Below are 14,381 nucleotides of genomic sequence, written 5' to 3'. Positions count from 1 at the left end.
CTCATTTCCGAGGAAGAGAGCACTACGAACAGCCATGGCTGAGCAGAACACCACCGGCTCCACCACCGCCGGGTCGATCGAGGTCGGCACCGCCGGCGCGGGCGCGCAGCTCGCCGGCCCCGGCACCGGCCGCACCGCGGTCCAGCAGCCGATCGACGCGCGCGTCGCGGTCAAGCCGTCCTTCGACGTGAACGACTTCCCGGTGCCCACCGGCCGCGAGGAGGACTGGCGGTTCACCCCGCTGCACCGCCTCGGCGGGCTGCACGACGGCACCGCCGCCTCCGCCCCGCGCGGTGAGGACAAGGTCGAGTTCACGCTGCCGGACGGCGTCACCGCCGAGACCGTCGGCCGGGACGACGCCCGCCTGGGCAAGGCCGGCAAGCCGGTCGACCGGGTCGCCGCGCAGGCGTTCAGCGCCTTCGAGCAGGCGCTGGTGGTCACCGTCCCCAAGGAGTCGGTGCTGGCCGAGCCGGTCAGGATCGACGTGCGCGGCGAGGGCGGGGTCCGCTTCGCCCACGTGGTGATCGACGTCAAGCCGTTCGCCGAGGCCGTCGTGGTGCTGAACCACGAGGGCACCGGCACCCGGGCCGCCAACGTCGAGCTGCTGGTCGGCGAGGGCGCCAAGCTCACCTTCGTCTCCGTGCAGGACTGGGAGCGCGACGCCGTCCACGCCGCCCAGCACAACGCGCTGATCGGCCGGGACGCCTCGTTCAAGTCCGTGGCCGTCACCTTCGGCGGCGACCTGGTCCGCCTGCACCCGCGGGTCACCTACGCGGGCCCCGGCGGCGAGGCCGAGCTGTTCGGCCTCTACTTCGCCGACGCCGGCCAGCACCTGGAGCACCGCCTGGTGATCGACCACGACACGCCGCACTGCCGGTCGAACGTGGCGTACAAGGGCGCGCTCCAGGGCCAGGACGCGCACGCGGTCTGGGTCGGCGACGTGCTGATCCGCGCCGCCGCGGTCGGCACCGACACCTACGAGCTCAACCGGAACCTGGTGCTCACCGACGGCGCCCGGGTCGACTCGATCCCGAACCTGGAGATCGAGACCGGCGAGATCGTCGGCGCCGGCCACGCCTCGGCGACCGGCCGCTTCGACGACGAGCAGCTGTTCTACCTGCAGGCCCGCGGCATCCCGGCCGACGAGGCCCGCCGCCTGGTCGTGCGCGGCTTCTTCGCCGAGCTGCTCCAGCAGATCGGCGTGGCCGAGGTCCAGGACCAGCTCATGGAGAAGATCGACGCCGAGCTGGAATCGGCGGTCTGAACGCGATGACCTTCCTCCGTGCCTGCGCGCTGAGCGACCTCCAGGAGGACGTTCCCAAGCGCGTGGACCTCAACGGCGTGCCGGTCTCCGTCGTCCGCACCGACGAGGGGGTGTTCGCGGTCAACGACACCTGCTCGCACGCGAACGTCTCGCTCTCCGAGGGTGAGGTCGAGGACTGCATGATCGAGTGCTGGCTGCACGGCTCCAGCTTCGACCTGCGCACCGGCAAGCCGTCCGGCCTGCCCGCCACCAAGCCGGTCGCTGTCTACCCCGTAAAGATCGAAGGGGACGATGTGCTCGTCTCCGTCAACCAGGAGTCCTGAGTACACATGGCAACCCTTGAAATCCGCGACCTGCACGTCTCCGTGGACGCCGAGAACGGCCCGCGCGAGATCCTGAAGGGCGTGGACCTGACCGTGAAGCAGGGCGAGACCCACGCCATCATGGGTCCGAACGGCTCCGGCAAGTCCACCCTCGCCTACTCGCTGGCCGGCCACCCCAAGTACACCGTCACCGGCGGCTCGGTGCTGCTGGACGGCGAGGACGTCCTGGAGATGTCCGTCGACGAGCGCGCCAAGGCCGGCGTCTTCCTGGCCATGCAGTACCCGGTCGAGGTCCCCGGCGTCTCGGTCAGCAACTTCCTGCGCACCGCCGCCACCGCCGTCCGCGGCGAGGCCCCCAAGCTGCGGCTGTGGGTGAAGGAGGTCAAGGAGGCGATGGCCGCCCTCCAGATGGACCCGGCCTTCGCCGAGCGCAACGTCAACGAGGGCTTCTCCGGCGGTGAGAAGAAGCGCCACGAGATCCTCCAGCTTGAGCTGCTCAAGCCGAAGATCGCGATCCTCGACGAGACCGACTCCGGCCTGGACGTCGACGCGCTGCGCATCGTCTCCGAGGGCATCAACCGGGTCCGCTCGACCGGCGAGGTCGGCACCCTGCTGGTGACCCACTACACCCGCATCCTGCGGTACATCAAGCCCGACCACGTCCACGTCTTCGCTGGCGGCCGCATCGTCGAGTCCGGCGGCGCCGAGCTGGCCGACAAGCTGGAGGAAGAGGGCTACGAGTCGTATGTGAAGGGGGGCGCGTCCGAGTGACCCATCCGTTTGCGGGACTGCTCGACACCGACGCGATCCGCAAGGACTTCCCGGTCCTCCAGCGGGTGCTGCACGACGACAAGCCGCTGGTCTACCTGGACAACGCGGCCACCTCGCAGAAGCCGCGTCAGGTGCTGGACGCCCTGAACGCCTACTACGAGCGGCACAACGCCAACGTCCACCGCGGCGTGCACGTGCTCGCCGAGGAGGCCACGGCGCTCTACGAGGGCGCCCGGGACAAGGTCGCGGCCTTCGTCAACGCGCCGAGCCGCAACGAGGTGATCTTCACCAAGAACGCCTCGGAGTCGCTCAACCTCGTCGCCAACATGCTGGCCTGGGCCGACGAGCCCTACCGGGTGGACGCCGACTCCGAGATCGTCATCACGGAGATGGAGCACCACTCCAACATCGTCCCGTGGCAGCTGCTGTCGCAGCGCAGCGGCGCGAAGCTCAAGTGGTTCGGGCTGACCGACGAGGGCCGGCTCGACCTGTCGAACATCGACGAGCTGATCACCGAGAAGACCAAGGTGGTCTCCTTCACCCTGGTCTCCAACCTGCTCGGCACGGTCAACCCGGTCGAGACGATCGTCCGCAAGGCCCAGTCGGTCGGCGCGCTGGTCGTCATCGACGCCTCGCAGGCCGCGCCGCACATGGTGCTGGACGTGCAGGCGCTGGAGGCCGACTTCGTCGCCTTCACCGGCCACAAGATGCTGGCCCCGACCGGCATCGGCGTGCTCTGGGGCCGCCAGGAGCTGCTGGAGGACCTCCCGCCGTTCCTCGGCGGCGGCGAGATGATCGAGACCGTCACCATGGGCTCGTCCACCTACGCCCCGGCGCCCCACAAGTTCGAGGCCGGCACCCCGCCGATCGCCCAGGCGGTCGGGCTCGGCGCGGCCATCGACTACCTCCAGGGCATCGGCATGGAGAAGATCGCCGCGCACGAGCACGCGATCACCGAGTACGCCGTCGAGCGGCTGCTGGAGGTCCCGGACCTGCGGATCATCGGCCCGCGCACGGCCGTGGACCGCGGTGCCGCGATCTCCTTCACCCTCGGCGACATCCACCCGCACGACGTGGGCCAGGTGCTGGACGAGCAGGGCATCGCCGTGCGCGTCGGCCACCACTGCGCGCGGCCGGTGTGCCTGCGGTACGGAATTCCGGCGACCACGCGGGCGTCGTTCTATCTGTACTCGACGCCGGGCGAGGTCGACGCGCTGATCGACGGCCTGCACCACGTCCGGAACTTCTTCGGCTGAGGGACGGGGCAGGACGACCATGAAGCTCGACTCGATGTACCAGGACATCATCCTGGACCACTACCGCAACCCGCACGGCAAGGGGCTGCGGGACGGCGACGCCGAGGTGCACCACGTCAACCCGACGTGCGGCGACGAGATCACCCTGCGGGTGAAGCTCGACGGCGCCACCGTCACCGACGTCTCGTACGAGTCGCAGGGCTGTTCGATCAGCCAGGCGAGCGCCTCGGTGCTCAACGACCTGGTGGTCGGCAAGACCGTGGGCGAGGCGCAGGCGGTCCAGGAGGCCTTCCTGGAGCTGATGCAGAGCAAGGGCCAGGGCGAGGGCGACGAGGAGGTGCTGGAGGACGCGGTCGCGTTCGCCGGCGTCTCCAAGTACCCGGCCCGGGTCAAGTGCGCCCTGCTCAGCTGGATGGCCTGGAAGGACGCCACCGCCCAGGCGCTCGCCCAGAACCCCGCCGTGAACGACTGACCCCGCAGAGGAGGACAAGACCATGAGTGACGAGAGCACCACCACCGGCACCGAGGCCCCCGCTGCGGAGCAGCAGACCGGTCTCATCGTCGGCACCACCGCCGGCACCGTCTCGGTCGAGGACCTGACCGAGGCCCTGATGGACGTCGTCGACCCCGAACTGGGCATCGACGTCGTCAACCTGGGCCTGATCTACGGCATCCACATCGACGAGTCCGACGTGGCCACCATCGACATGACGCTCACCTCGGCGGCCTGCCCGCTGACCGACGTCATCGAGGACCAGGCCAAGACCGCCACCGACGGCCTGGTGCAGGACCTGCGCATCAACTGGGTCTGGATGCCGCCGTGGGGCCCCGACAAGATCACCGACGACGGCCGCGACCAGCTCCGCGCCCTCGGCTTCAACGTCTGAGCACGGGCTGGTTCGTCAACCTGCTGCCGTACAAACCTCTCCTTCGAGGGAAAGGTTTGTACGGCAGTGGTATATCTGCGACCGGGCGGCCAGGCTGGAGCCGCGACCGTGGAGGGAGCGACGTAATGGCTGTGGAAGCAACTGGGCACTGGACGTTGCCCGACGCGCCGTACGCCATGTGGGTCCGGGGCGAGCTCGAGGAGTATCTGCGGATTCCGGACGATGGCACTCGGGTCGAGGTCATCGGAGGGGAGTTCGTCGTGTCACCGGCGCCGGCAGTTACTCATGCGGTGTTCCTCTCGCACATCGAGCGACGGTTCACGCTGGCCTTGGGTTTGGATCCGGCCTTCCCATGGAGAGCACTGCAGACGGTCAATCTGGACCTGGTGGAGATCGGTGACGGCTACATCCCGGACCTCGTCATCGTGGGCACCGAGGTGGAGGAGCGGGCTCTGAACGGAGACATCTCCCGCCTCCACCCGGACGACATCGGCATGGCAGTCGAGGTGACCTCCCCGTCCAATGCCCGCTACGACCGCCGCCCGATGTTCGGGCGGCAGATCAAGTCCACCAAGTGGAACGGGTACGCCCGGGGCGGAGTGCCCTACTACCTGCTGGTGGACCGCGACCCGCGGCAGTCCGGTGTCACCCTGTTCGGGGAGCCGAACCGGGGCGAGGGGACGTACGAGGTGCTGGGTGAGTGGAAGTTCGGTGAGACCGTCCGGCTGCCGAAGCTCTTTGACGTCGAGATCGACACCGGCAAATGGAAGCCCTGGGAGTAGGGGCTGGAGCGCTGCTGCCCGGGACTTCTTCGGAAGTCCCGGGCAGCGGCGTTTCGGTGTTCGAGGGGGTCAGGCTGTTGCCCTGGGTTTGCGGGCGACGGCCATCGCGAGGGCGGAGCAGGCGACGGCGGCGACGGCGGCGAAGCCGCTGACGGAGGGGAGGAGGCCGTAGGTCTGGACGAGGGCGCCGAGGGCGATGATGGGGGCGGAGCTGCCGAGGTAGACGATGACCCAGAGGGTGCTCAGCTCGGAGCCGCGGCGTTCCGGGTTCATCGCGCCGACGGCGGCGGTGAACAGGGAGCGGAAGGCCACGCCCTGGGAGATTCCGCCGAGGACGCTGCCGATGAAGAGCAGCGCCGGGGTGCCGGTGTACTGGGCGGCGACGACCAGGCCGAGGCCGGCGGCCAGGCCGGCCATGCCGAGGGCGGTCACCACGCGGTCCGAGGTCGGCGGGACGAGCAGCTGGGTGGCGGCCGAGGAGCCGAGCAGGAGGGCCGCCACGATCGCGCCGACCAGCTTGGAGTCGGTGTGCAGCAGCTGGGCGGCGAAGGCCGGGGCCAGGCTGAGGTAGACGCCGAACACCGCGTAGGAGATGAAGCCGGCGGTGGCGGCGAGCAGGAATTCGCGGCGCCCGGTGCGGGGCAGCCGCAGGCGTTGCGGGCGCAGGTGGGCCGGGGTGGTGATGCGGGGCGGGGAGGCCGGCGGGCGGCTGCGGCCGGGCATTCGGGGGTGGAGGAGGGCCAGCGGCACGCAGAGCGCCAGTAGGGCGACGGCGTGCAGCAGGAACGGGGTGAGCAGCGGGTCGGAGCCGCCGGCCAGCAGGGCGCCGACCACCGGGCCGAGCGCGACGCCGCCCGCCGAGCAGGCCAGGGTGATCTTGGCGGCCTGGGTCGGCCGGTCGGGCAGCAGGTCGCCGAGGGCGGCCCCGGCGGCGCCGGTGGACAGGCCGACGGCGATGCCCTGGACGGCTCGGCCGGCGGCGAGCTGCCAGAAGCTGCCGGAGGTGGCGAACACGACGTCGCCGGCGGCGGCCAGCGCGACGGCGGGCAGGATCAGGGCGCGTCGGCCGAGGTGGTCGGACCAGTGGCCGACCACGGCCAGCACAGGGACCAGCGCCAGTACGTAGATCGCGAACAGGACGGTGGTGTCGAGCGCGGTGAGGTGCAGCCGCTGCTGGAGGAGCGAGTAGATCGGCGTCGCGAGGTTGGCGCCGATCAGCATCAGCAGCAGGGCGGCGGCCACCAGGCCGACGCGGACGCCGCGCAGCGCGTTCCAGCGGCTGATCGCGGCGAGCTGGAGCTGGGCGCGCGGCGCGAGCTCCAGGGGAAGCAGGGCCTCCGACAGTCGGCGTCCGTCGAGCTGCGCGGTGCGCAGGCCGGAGCCGGCGGGGGAGAGGTCCGCCATGGCAGGGGTCTCCTGTGGCCGGGCACCACCGGGGTCGGCGGGGTTGTGCCGGCGCGCCCGTCCGGAGGCGCTGTGGTGGTGGCCGCGGGTACGGGCTCCCTGGTGGGGCGAGGTGAGCTGAAGAGGGCCCCTCCGGCCCGGGGTCGGGCGGAGGGCGGTTGGGCTTCGTTGCCCCGGTGGCAGGCGCGGGGTGTGCGCGCTACCAGACCGAAGGATAAGGGGTGGGCGCACGTCCATGGCGCGCGCCCCTGGGTGCGCCCCGTACGGCCGGGCATCGGGGGTGCCCGGCCTATACGCTGAGGTGATGGATCGGTACGCGGCGCTGTTGGGCTGACCGCTGGCTGAGGGAGAGCGCACAACGATGGCCGGACGACGTCGCAAGAACACCGGGGCTTCGGCGGGGGAGGGCACGGCCGAGGCGGTGCTGCCCGCGGACCTGGAGCTCCAGGACCTCTACGGGGCCTTCGCCGCACACGGGCTGGACGACGAGGATCTGGACGACGCGGCCGTCCTGGTCCCGCCGGTGAAGCTGCCCGCCGAGCGGGAGCTGGCCGAGCAGGCGAAGGCCGTACCGATGTTCGGGTATGCGCTGGCGCTGGCCCGCTGGGCCGCCCCGCACCGGGAAGTGGACGAGTTCGGCGACCTGGTCGAGGCGGACCGGGCACCCGCGGCCCGGCTGCTGGGCCTGGCCCCGGCCGAGGGCGAGGTGCCCGAGGAGGCCGAGGTCGAGGCACTGCGGGCCTGGTCGCTGGCCTGCGACCTGGACCTGGTGGAGCTCGGCACGACCGCGGACGGCGAGCACGTCGCCGTCCCGGGCCCGGACCTGGAACCCGCCGAGCAGGGCGACCCGGAGACCGTCCTGGAGCTGTGGCTGACCGCCGCCGGGATCGTCCGGGAGCTGGCCGTCGAGGCGGACTCCGTCCCGGAGGGGGCCGAGGGCGGGGCGGAACCGGCCGGGGACGGCGCGGACGAGGAGGAGGACGAGGACGGGCTCTCCGAGGTCGAGGAGGCCCGCGACGAGGCCGCCGAGCTGCTGGACGAGGCCCTGCAGGTGCTCTACGAGACCACCGCCTTCGCCGAGCCGGGCAACGAGACCGTGCCGCTGGGCGTGCTGGCCGCGCTGCTGGTCGTCCCGGAGGGCGAGGAGCCCAGCGAGGAGCTGCTCGGCGACATCACGGACGTGATGGTCGCGCTGGACCCGATGCTGGGCGACCTCGCCGAGCTCGGCCTGCTGGACTACCGCCCGATCGACCCCGAGCTGTTCGACGAGGAGGACGGCGAGGAGCCCGCCGCGGTCGGCGAGGAGCCGCTGGACGAGGAGGAGTCGGCCCGCTTCGGGCTGGTCCGGCTCACCCCGCTCGGCCAGTACGGCATCCGGCAGTGGCTGCTGGAGGACGGCTACGACGCCCCGCTGGTCGGCGACCTGGCCCGGGGGAACGCGGCCGAGCTGCTGCGCGGGGTGTGCGAGTCCGCCAACGTGCTGCCGGAGGAGGAGCTGCGGGTGTGGACCGCCGACCGGGAGCCGGTGGCGGCGGCGCGCGAGCTGCTCGCGGCGGCGCGCGGCACCGACGGCTACGGCCCGCTGCGCCGGATGCTCTGCGTCTCGGCGCTCAACCTGCTCGGGCCGGACGCGGAGCCGGCCGTCCGGGAGGCCATGGACGACCCGGAGCTGGGTGGCGCGGCGCGCGCCTGGCTGGCCGCGCAGGGCGCGACGGACGTGCCGGTGCCGGACCGGGCGATGGCGCTGTGGACGGTGGTCGACACCTTCGCCGCCCAGCTGCTGGACAACGGCGGGGACGCCGAGCTGCTCCGCGAACTGATCACCGACCTGCCGGTGAACGGCGATCCGGCCGGGTGGTTCGGCGAGCTGTGGCGGGTCGACCACCCGTACACGGCGGACGTCCTGGAGGCGATCGGGGAGCTGCACCCGGACCGGGCGCTGGCCAAGGAGGCGCGCAAGGCCGCCTTCAAGGCGCGCTCCAGGAGCTGAGCCTCCCGGCCTTCACGGAGTGCGCCGAGCCGGGCCCGGGTCACGGAAGGTCCAGCGAGCCGTCCTCGGTGAAGGGGAAGAACGGGTTGTGGGCCAGCTCCCAGAGGTGGCCGTCCGGGTCCTCGAAGTAGCCGGAGTAGCCGCCCCAGTCGGTCGGGACCGGCGGCTTGACCACCACGGCGCCGGCCTCCACCGCCGTCCGCAGCGCGGCGTCCACCAGCGCGGGGGACTCCAGGTTCACCGCGAGGGTGACGCCGCGGAAGGAGGGCTCGCCGGCGGGGGGCAGGCCCGCGTCGGCGGCCAGCTCCTCGGTGGGGAAGAGCCCGAGCGCCGAGTCGGCGGTGCGGAACCAGACGATCTCCGGGCTGGAGGCGGCGGAGCGCTTCCAGCCGAGCGCCTCGTAGAAGCGGGCGCTGCGGTCGAGGTCGGTCACCCCGAGGGTGACGATGCTGATCCGGGCGGGGAAGGCGCCCGGCCGGGTCCGGTCCTGGGCGGCGCCGTCGTGCGCCGCCCCGTTCGGTGCTGCCTCGTTCTGTGCTGTCATGCCGCCAGGTTAGGGAGGGCCGCTGACAACCGGGCGTCCTGACACGGCCACCGCCCCCGTCCGGAGGCGGAGCTGATGACCCGGCAGCTGCGGGCACGTAAGGTGGCGTCAGCGGTGCGGGTGCGAGGAATCGGGGGTGCGGCACAGGATGATGCGGGAGAACGGCGGCAGGCACCAGAAGCGGAACACCGGGCCCTCGGGGTCCGTACCGGCCTCGGACCGGCCGGTCCGGGAGGACCGTTTCGCCGGTCGGCCCGCGGAGCGCGGCGCGGACCGGAGCGCGGACCGGAGCGCGGAGCAGCCCACCGACCGGCCGTCGGGCCGGGCGGCCGAACCGCCCGTGGACCGGACCGCCGGCCGGCCCGTCGACCCCTTCGCCGATCAGGAGGCGTTCTCCCGCCGGACCCTGGCGGCGGCCGACTTCCCGGTGTACGGCGTGGTCGCCGGTCGAACGGTGGCCGGGGACGTGCGGACCGGTGGACCGGCGGCCGGTGACGGGGCCGACGATGACGCGCCGGACGGTGAGGCGCTGTCCGCCTTCGAGACCTCCGGCGGCGAGCTGCGCTGGGTCGAGGTCCAGTGCGGTGACTGGCGCTCGGCGGCCGGCCCGTACGTCACCGTGCGCACCTACCGGCCGGGCGCCGATCGGGGCGAGCGGCTGCCCGAGCTGGAGGACCTGGTCGAGGACGAACGGGACCGGGTCTACGAGCAGTTGGGCATCGACGAGGGCGACGGGCCGGGCCGGGTACGGGCGTTGCGCGCGTGGATCACGGTGGACGGCGAGCCCTGCGCGGTGGAGGTGCACGAGGACCGGCCGGTGCCGGAGCCCGGCGCCCCTGCGGTGCCCGGGCCGGAGGCGGTGTGGGCCGGGCGACTGCGGGTCGGCGGGCTGACCGTGACGGTCTGCGGGCGCGGGGTGGCCCCCGGCGCGGTGGAGCTCGGCTCGATCGGCGACTTCGAGCGCTGCCTGCGCGGACGCACCGGACTGCTGCGCGACCTGGCCGCCCGACGGGCCCGCCACGTGCCGGTCGAGGAGCGCGAACTGCCGCCCGCCGTCGGGATGGAGGCGCACCGGGCGTTGATCGCTCAGACCGTCGCCGAGTCCGCCGCGATCGAGGCGCAGGTGCGGGTCGGGCGCACGCCGCGGCTGCCGCGCGGGCTGCGCGGGGACATCGGCGCGGTGCGCTGGGAGACGGCGGTGCGCCAGCAGATGCGGCTGGCCACCGAGACCCGGGAGGAGGCCGCGGCGGCGGTGACCTCGATGGTGAACCACCTCGACCGGCTGTCCCAGCAGACGCATTGGCTGGTCGGCACGGCGGAGGGCGAGGCCGCCGTCGAGGAGGTGGTCCGGTACACGGTGTTCGCGAGCGAGGTGGCGAGCCTGCCGGCGCAGCGGGCCTGGGCGCAGCTGTGGCGGGAGCGGCCGGGCGGCGGCGGGGCGGGCGTGTGGGAGGAGCAGCGGCTGTCCGAGCAGCTGTGGCTGGCGGCCTGGGAGCAGTGGCGGGCGGCGCGGCACTGACGGGCCGTCGGCCCGCGCGGCGTCCGACGGAGCGCCTCTCCGACGGGTGCCGGCGTAAAGCCGAGGTCATGTGAAGGTCATCGGTCGGCAAATGGCCGCCTGGGCGTGAGGTGGACGTCATACCGGGTTCATCCGTCCGGCGGAGCCTGCTGGGCGTCGGCATCCCGCACCGACGCCCCCGCTCATCCTCAGGAGTTGCTGCCATGTCGCTGTCCCGCCGGGACTTCGTCAACCGTTCCACCCTCGTCGGGGCCGGCGTGCTGATCGCCGGCAGCGCCGAGGCGCTGGCCAGCGCCCCGGGCGCGATCGCCGCCCCGGTCGGCGGCGAGGCCCCGGTCGCCGCGGCCGCCGGGACCAACTCGGCCGCCGGCACCGCCGTCGGCTACGGCCCGCTGGTCCAGGACCCGGGCGGCCTGCTGTCCCTGCCGAAGGGCTTCTCGTACAAGGTCCTCAACCGGGCCGGGGTCACCAAGCTGCGCACCGGCGAGTTCACCCCGAGCAACCACGACGGCACCTCCGCCTTCGAGGACGAGCGCGGCGGCAACTACATGGTCGTCAACCACGAGCTGGCCGGCGCCCGCGCCAACTGGCCGCACCCGGTGCCGCTGACCGAGGGCCACGTCTACGACCCGGGCGCGGCCGGCGGCTGCACCATCGTGCACGCCAAGCGGGACGGCTCGGTCGAGCAGTGGGTCGGCATCGCGGGCACCGCCACCAACTGCGCCGGCGGCGTGACCCCGTGGGGCACCTGGCTGTCCGGCGAGGAGACCGAGGACAAGGCCGGCAAGAACGGCTTCACCAAGGACCACGGCTACATCTTCGAGGTCGACCCGTTCGACGACGACTACAACCGCGACCCGCAGCCGGTCAAGGCCTTCGGCCGCTACGCCCACGAGGCCGTCGTGGTGGACCCCAAGCGCGGCCAGGTCTACCTGACCGAGGACGCCTCGAACCCGAACGGCCTGCTGTTCCGCTGGACCCCGCCGGCCGGCTTCAAGCACGGCCGCTACAAGCTGCGTCAGCTGGCCGCCGACGCCGGTGTGCTGGAGGCCTTCAAGGTCTTCGACGCGCAGGGCAAGTTCGTCGACGACCTCTCCCGCGCCACCGCGGTCGGCACCACCTACGGCGTGGACTGGGTCAAGGTCGCGGACCGTGACGCCAGGACCGTCTCGGTGCGCAAGCAGTTCAAGGACGGCGAGGTCACCCGCGCCCGGAAGCTGGAGGGCATGTGGTGGGGTGACGGCGGCTTCTACTTCGTCTCCAGCTTCGCCCGCTCGGAGAGCCCGCTCCAGCACGACGGCCAGGTCTGGTTCTACAACCCGGCCCGCCGCACCATCACCCTGAAGGTCCTGCTGGGCGTCAACACCGACGTCTGGGGCGACCACGACAACTTCGACGGCCCGGACAACATCACCGTCTCGCCGTACGGCGGCATCGTGATCTGCGAGGACGGCGAGGGCGTCTCGCACCTGTTCGGCGCCACCGAGGAGGGCCTTGTCTTCCCGATCGCCCGCAACGAGCTGAACATCGGCACCGCCGAGAAGCCCGAGTTCAGCGAGTTCACCGGGGTGACCTTCTCGGACGACGGCAAGACCCTCTTCGCCAACATCCAGACCCCGGGCATCCAGCTGGCCATCAGCGGCCCGTGGCGCCGGCTGAACGAGCACAAGCGCGGCCAGGGCTACGGCGAGTGACCCTCCGAGCGTGAAGGGCTGCCCGCGGACCACTCGTCCGCGGGCAGTCGCAGTTGCAGCATGGCCAGCAGGCGCTGCTGCGGCTGGGCGAGGTCGATGCCGGTCAGCTGCTCGGCCCGGCGGACCCGGTAGCGCAGGGTGTTGGGGTGGATGTGCAGGGCGTCCGCGGCCACCCGGACCTCGCCGAGCGCGTCCAGCCAGGCCAGCACCGACTCGGCGAGCCGGGTGCCGTGCCGGCGGTCGTACGCGGTGAGCGCGGTCAGCCGCGGGTCGCGCAGGCCGGAGCGTTCCTGGAGCAGCGCCAGCATCTCGCTGACCAGCACCTCCGCCTGGACGTCGATCAGCGCCGCGACGTCGAGGTCCACCCCGCCGCGGCCCATCGCGTCCAGGATCCGGTCCGCCTGCGCGCGGGAGTCGGGCACCTGGGCCAGGCCGTCGACGGTCGAGCCGATCGCGGCGCGCAGCGGGACGCCCAGGTGCTCGCGGGCGGCCGTCACCACCTCGCAGGCCCAGTCGCGCACGGTGGTCATCGGCAGGCCGGGCGGCAGCTCGGGCAGCAGCACGTACACCCGGGACTCGATCGGGGCCAGCAGCGCGGTGCGGTGCCGGGCCGCAGTGTGCACCGAGATCAGGCCGGTGACGTCGGAGCGGTGCAGCGCGTCCGTGGTGCGCGCGCTGTAGGCCAGCACGGTGGCCGGCCGGCGCAGGTCCAGGCCGAGGTGAGTGGCGAGCGACTGGGGGCCGGTGGAGCCCTCCAGCAGGCCGGTGAGCAGGGTCCGGGTGAGCCGGACGTCGGCGGACAGCTCCCGGCGGCGGCGCACCAGCTGGGCGGCCGCCACCCGGGCGGCGCCGACCAGGGACTGCTCGGCCAGCGGGGCCAGCGGCTGGGCGCCCTCCTGCACCCAGATGGTGCCGAGCGGCTGCGCCCCGGCCCGGATGCCGACCGCCAGGCGGCGGCGCAGGCCCAGCTCGGGGTGCGGCTCGACCGCGATCGGGGCGTCCGAGCTGCGCAGGTGCTGGAAGATGCCCCACTCGCGGAGCTTGGAGAGGTACGGCTCCGGGCCCTGCCAGCCGAGGATGGACAGCCGGCGCAGGTCGTCGACCTCGTCGGAGTCGGAGGAGCGGGAGTAGGCCAGCACCCGGCTGGAGGTGTCCTCGATCGAGACGATGCCGTTGGTGAGCACGGCGACGGTCTGGGCGAGGGAGAAGAGGTCGCCGGCGTTGGGTTCGGGGGAGCCGGGGGCGTCCGGGGCGTCCGGGCCGGCGATGATCGCCCGGGCGAGCGAGTCGAGGTGCTCCCAGCGGGTCTCGCGGCGCACCGAGAGCAGGGCGACGCCCGCGTCGGTGGCGGCCTCGCGCAGCGCGTCGGCCTGGCCGGGGCCGTCCAGCTTGACCGCGACGGCGGCGGCCCCGGCCCGGCCGGCCGCGCGCAGGGCGGGCAGGGCGGCCCGGCCGCGGGCGCCGATCGCGAGGACGAGTTCGCCGGGGGCGGCGGTCGGCGGGTCCTCCGGGTCGAGGATGGCGACGTCGCGCACCGCGACGTCCAGGCCCTGCGGGGCGGCCTGCAGTTCGACCAGCGGTTCGCCGAGGGACATCAGGAGTTGACGGAGCGGCAGGCCGGAGGTGGTCACGCCGGTCCTCCTTCATCCGCCCGGACAACGTTTCGCGGTCGATTTTAGCCGGGCGGACAGCGTTCGGGGCTGTCGTCGGGCGGAAGGCCGTCCGTGACCCCGCCGGCGCACCGACTGCGCCGTCCGCGCTCCCTTCGGCGTCCGCGCTCCATTGGGCGGCCGAGCGCCGTTCGGAGTCCGAGCGCCGGAGTGCGAGCCGGTGGCCGGGGCCAGGAGCGTGAGCCGGTGGTGCACGGAGGTGTGAACCATGGGGTGGGAGGGGACGGTTCGTGACCGCGGCGTGACCAGGTTCGTCGGGCCGGACAACGCCGTACGG

General features: G+C 72.9%; 13 protein-coding genes. 10 read left to right on the top strand and 3 right to left on the bottom strand.

The features are described 5' to 3' along the window. The first annotated feature begins 34 nt into the window (after positions 1 to 34). The 7 genes from sufD to ACWGJO_RS04900 all read left to right on the top strand — a co-directional run bounded on the left by sufD (position 35) and on the right by ACWGJO_RS04900 (position 5,283). Entirely contained in the window at positions 35 to 1,264 is a 1,230-nt protein-coding gene (gene sufD / locus ACWGJO_RS04930; RefSeq protein WP_387685661.1) for a Fe-S cluster assembly protein SufD, read from the top strand. Positions 1,265 to 1,269: 5 nt separating this feature from the next. Beyond that, positions 1,270 to 1,587: a bifunctional 3-phenylpropionate/cinnamic acid dioxygenase ferredoxin subunit gene (locus ACWGJO_RS04925; protein ID WP_359905302.1), complete on the top strand. Its 318-nt coding sequence runs from the start codon at positions 1,270 to 1,272 to the stop codon at positions 1,585 to 1,587. 6 nt (positions 1,588 to 1,593) lie between these two features. Continuing rightward, positions 1,594 to 2,358 carry a Fe-S cluster assembly ATPase SufC gene (sufC, locus tag ACWGJO_RS04920; RefSeq protein ID WP_380548925.1) on the top strand — a complete coding sequence of 255 codons (765 nt, stop codon included), beginning with the start codon at positions 1,594 to 1,596 and terminating at the stop codon, positions 2,356 to 2,358. Next, positions 2,355 to 3,614: a cysteine desulfurase gene (locus tag ACWGJO_RS04915; RefSeq protein ID WP_452182173.1), complete on the top strand. Its 1,260-nt coding sequence runs from the start codon at positions 2,355 to 2,357 to the stop codon at positions 3,612 to 3,614. Before sufC ends, ACWGJO_RS04915 begins: the two co-directional genes overlap by 4 nt. Positions 3,615 to 3,633: 19 nt before the next feature. Beyond that, the gene (gene sufU / locus ACWGJO_RS04910; RefSeq protein WP_380548922.1) at positions 3,634 to 4,086 is read left to right on the top strand and encodes a Fe-S cluster assembly sulfur transfer protein SufU; all 453 of its coding nucleotides are present in this window, start codon (positions 3,634 to 3,636) and stop codon (positions 4,084 to 4,086) included. A gap of 22 nt (positions 4,087 to 4,108) precedes the next feature. Next, positions 4,109 to 4,501, top strand: coding sequence for a metal-sulfur cluster assembly factor (locus ACWGJO_RS04905; protein WP_387685667.1), 393 nt, complete (start codon positions 4,109 to 4,111; stop codon positions 4,499 to 4,501). Between the two features lie 125 nt (positions 4,502 to 4,626). Beyond that, positions 4,627 to 5,283, top strand: a complete 657-nt coding sequence (locus tag ACWGJO_RS04900; RefSeq protein ID WP_452182172.1) for a Uma2 family endonuclease — start codon at positions 4,627 to 4,629, stop codon at positions 5,281 to 5,283. A 69-nt stretch (positions 5,284 to 5,352) separates the two neighbouring features. Here ACWGJO_RS04900 and ACWGJO_RS04895 read toward each other — a convergent pair whose 3' ends face one another. Continuing rightward, positions 5,353 to 6,687 (bottom strand): MFS transporter, encoded by a 1,335-nt coding sequence (locus tag ACWGJO_RS04895; protein WP_452182171.1) that lies wholly within the window; start codon positions 6,685 to 6,687, stop codon positions 5,353 to 5,355. A 361-nt stretch (positions 6,688 to 7,048) separates the two neighbouring features. Between ACWGJO_RS04895 and ACWGJO_RS04890 the strand changes: the two genes are divergently transcribed. After that, on the top strand, positions 7,049 to 8,677 hold the full coding sequence (locus ACWGJO_RS04890) for a hypothetical protein (protein WP_452182170.1): 1,629 nt from the start codon (positions 7,049 to 7,051) through the stop codon (positions 8,675 to 8,677). 40 nt (positions 8,678 to 8,717) lie between these two features. On the opposite strand, the gene ACWGJO_RS04885 is transcribed toward ACWGJO_RS04890, so the two are convergent. Continuing rightward, positions 8,718 to 9,221, bottom strand: a complete 504-nt coding sequence (locus ACWGJO_RS04885; protein WP_452182169.1) for a VOC family protein — start codon at positions 9,219 to 9,221, stop codon at positions 8,718 to 8,720. A gap of 136 nt (positions 9,222 to 9,357) precedes the next feature. On the opposite strand from ACWGJO_RS04885, the gene ACWGJO_RS04880 reads away from it, so the two are divergent. Both ACWGJO_RS04880 and ACWGJO_RS04875 read left to right on the top strand, forming a co-directional pair. Continuing rightward, positions 9,358 to 10,740: a hypothetical protein gene (locus ACWGJO_RS04880; protein WP_452182168.1), complete on the top strand. Its 1,383-nt coding sequence runs from the start codon at positions 9,358 to 9,360 to the stop codon at positions 10,738 to 10,740. Between the two features lie 203 nt (positions 10,741 to 10,943). Then, entirely contained in the window at positions 10,944 to 12,434 is a 1,491-nt protein-coding gene (locus tag ACWGJO_RS04875) for an alkaline phosphatase PhoX (RefSeq protein ID WP_452182167.1), read from the top strand. Here the strand turns inward: ACWGJO_RS04875 and ACWGJO_RS04870 are convergent. Then, entirely contained in the window at positions 12,422 to 14,065 is a 1,644-nt protein-coding gene (locus tag ACWGJO_RS04870; protein WP_452182166.1) for a PucR family transcriptional regulator, read from the bottom strand. The genes ACWGJO_RS04875 and ACWGJO_RS04870 overlap by 13 nt on opposite strands. Positions 14,066 to 14,381 lie beyond the last annotated feature (316 nt).

This window comes from Kitasatospora sp. NPDC054795 (assembly GCF_053611565.1).
Note: the sequence above shows the minus strand (reverse complement) of the source record. Positions and strands in the feature narration are given on the sequence as shown.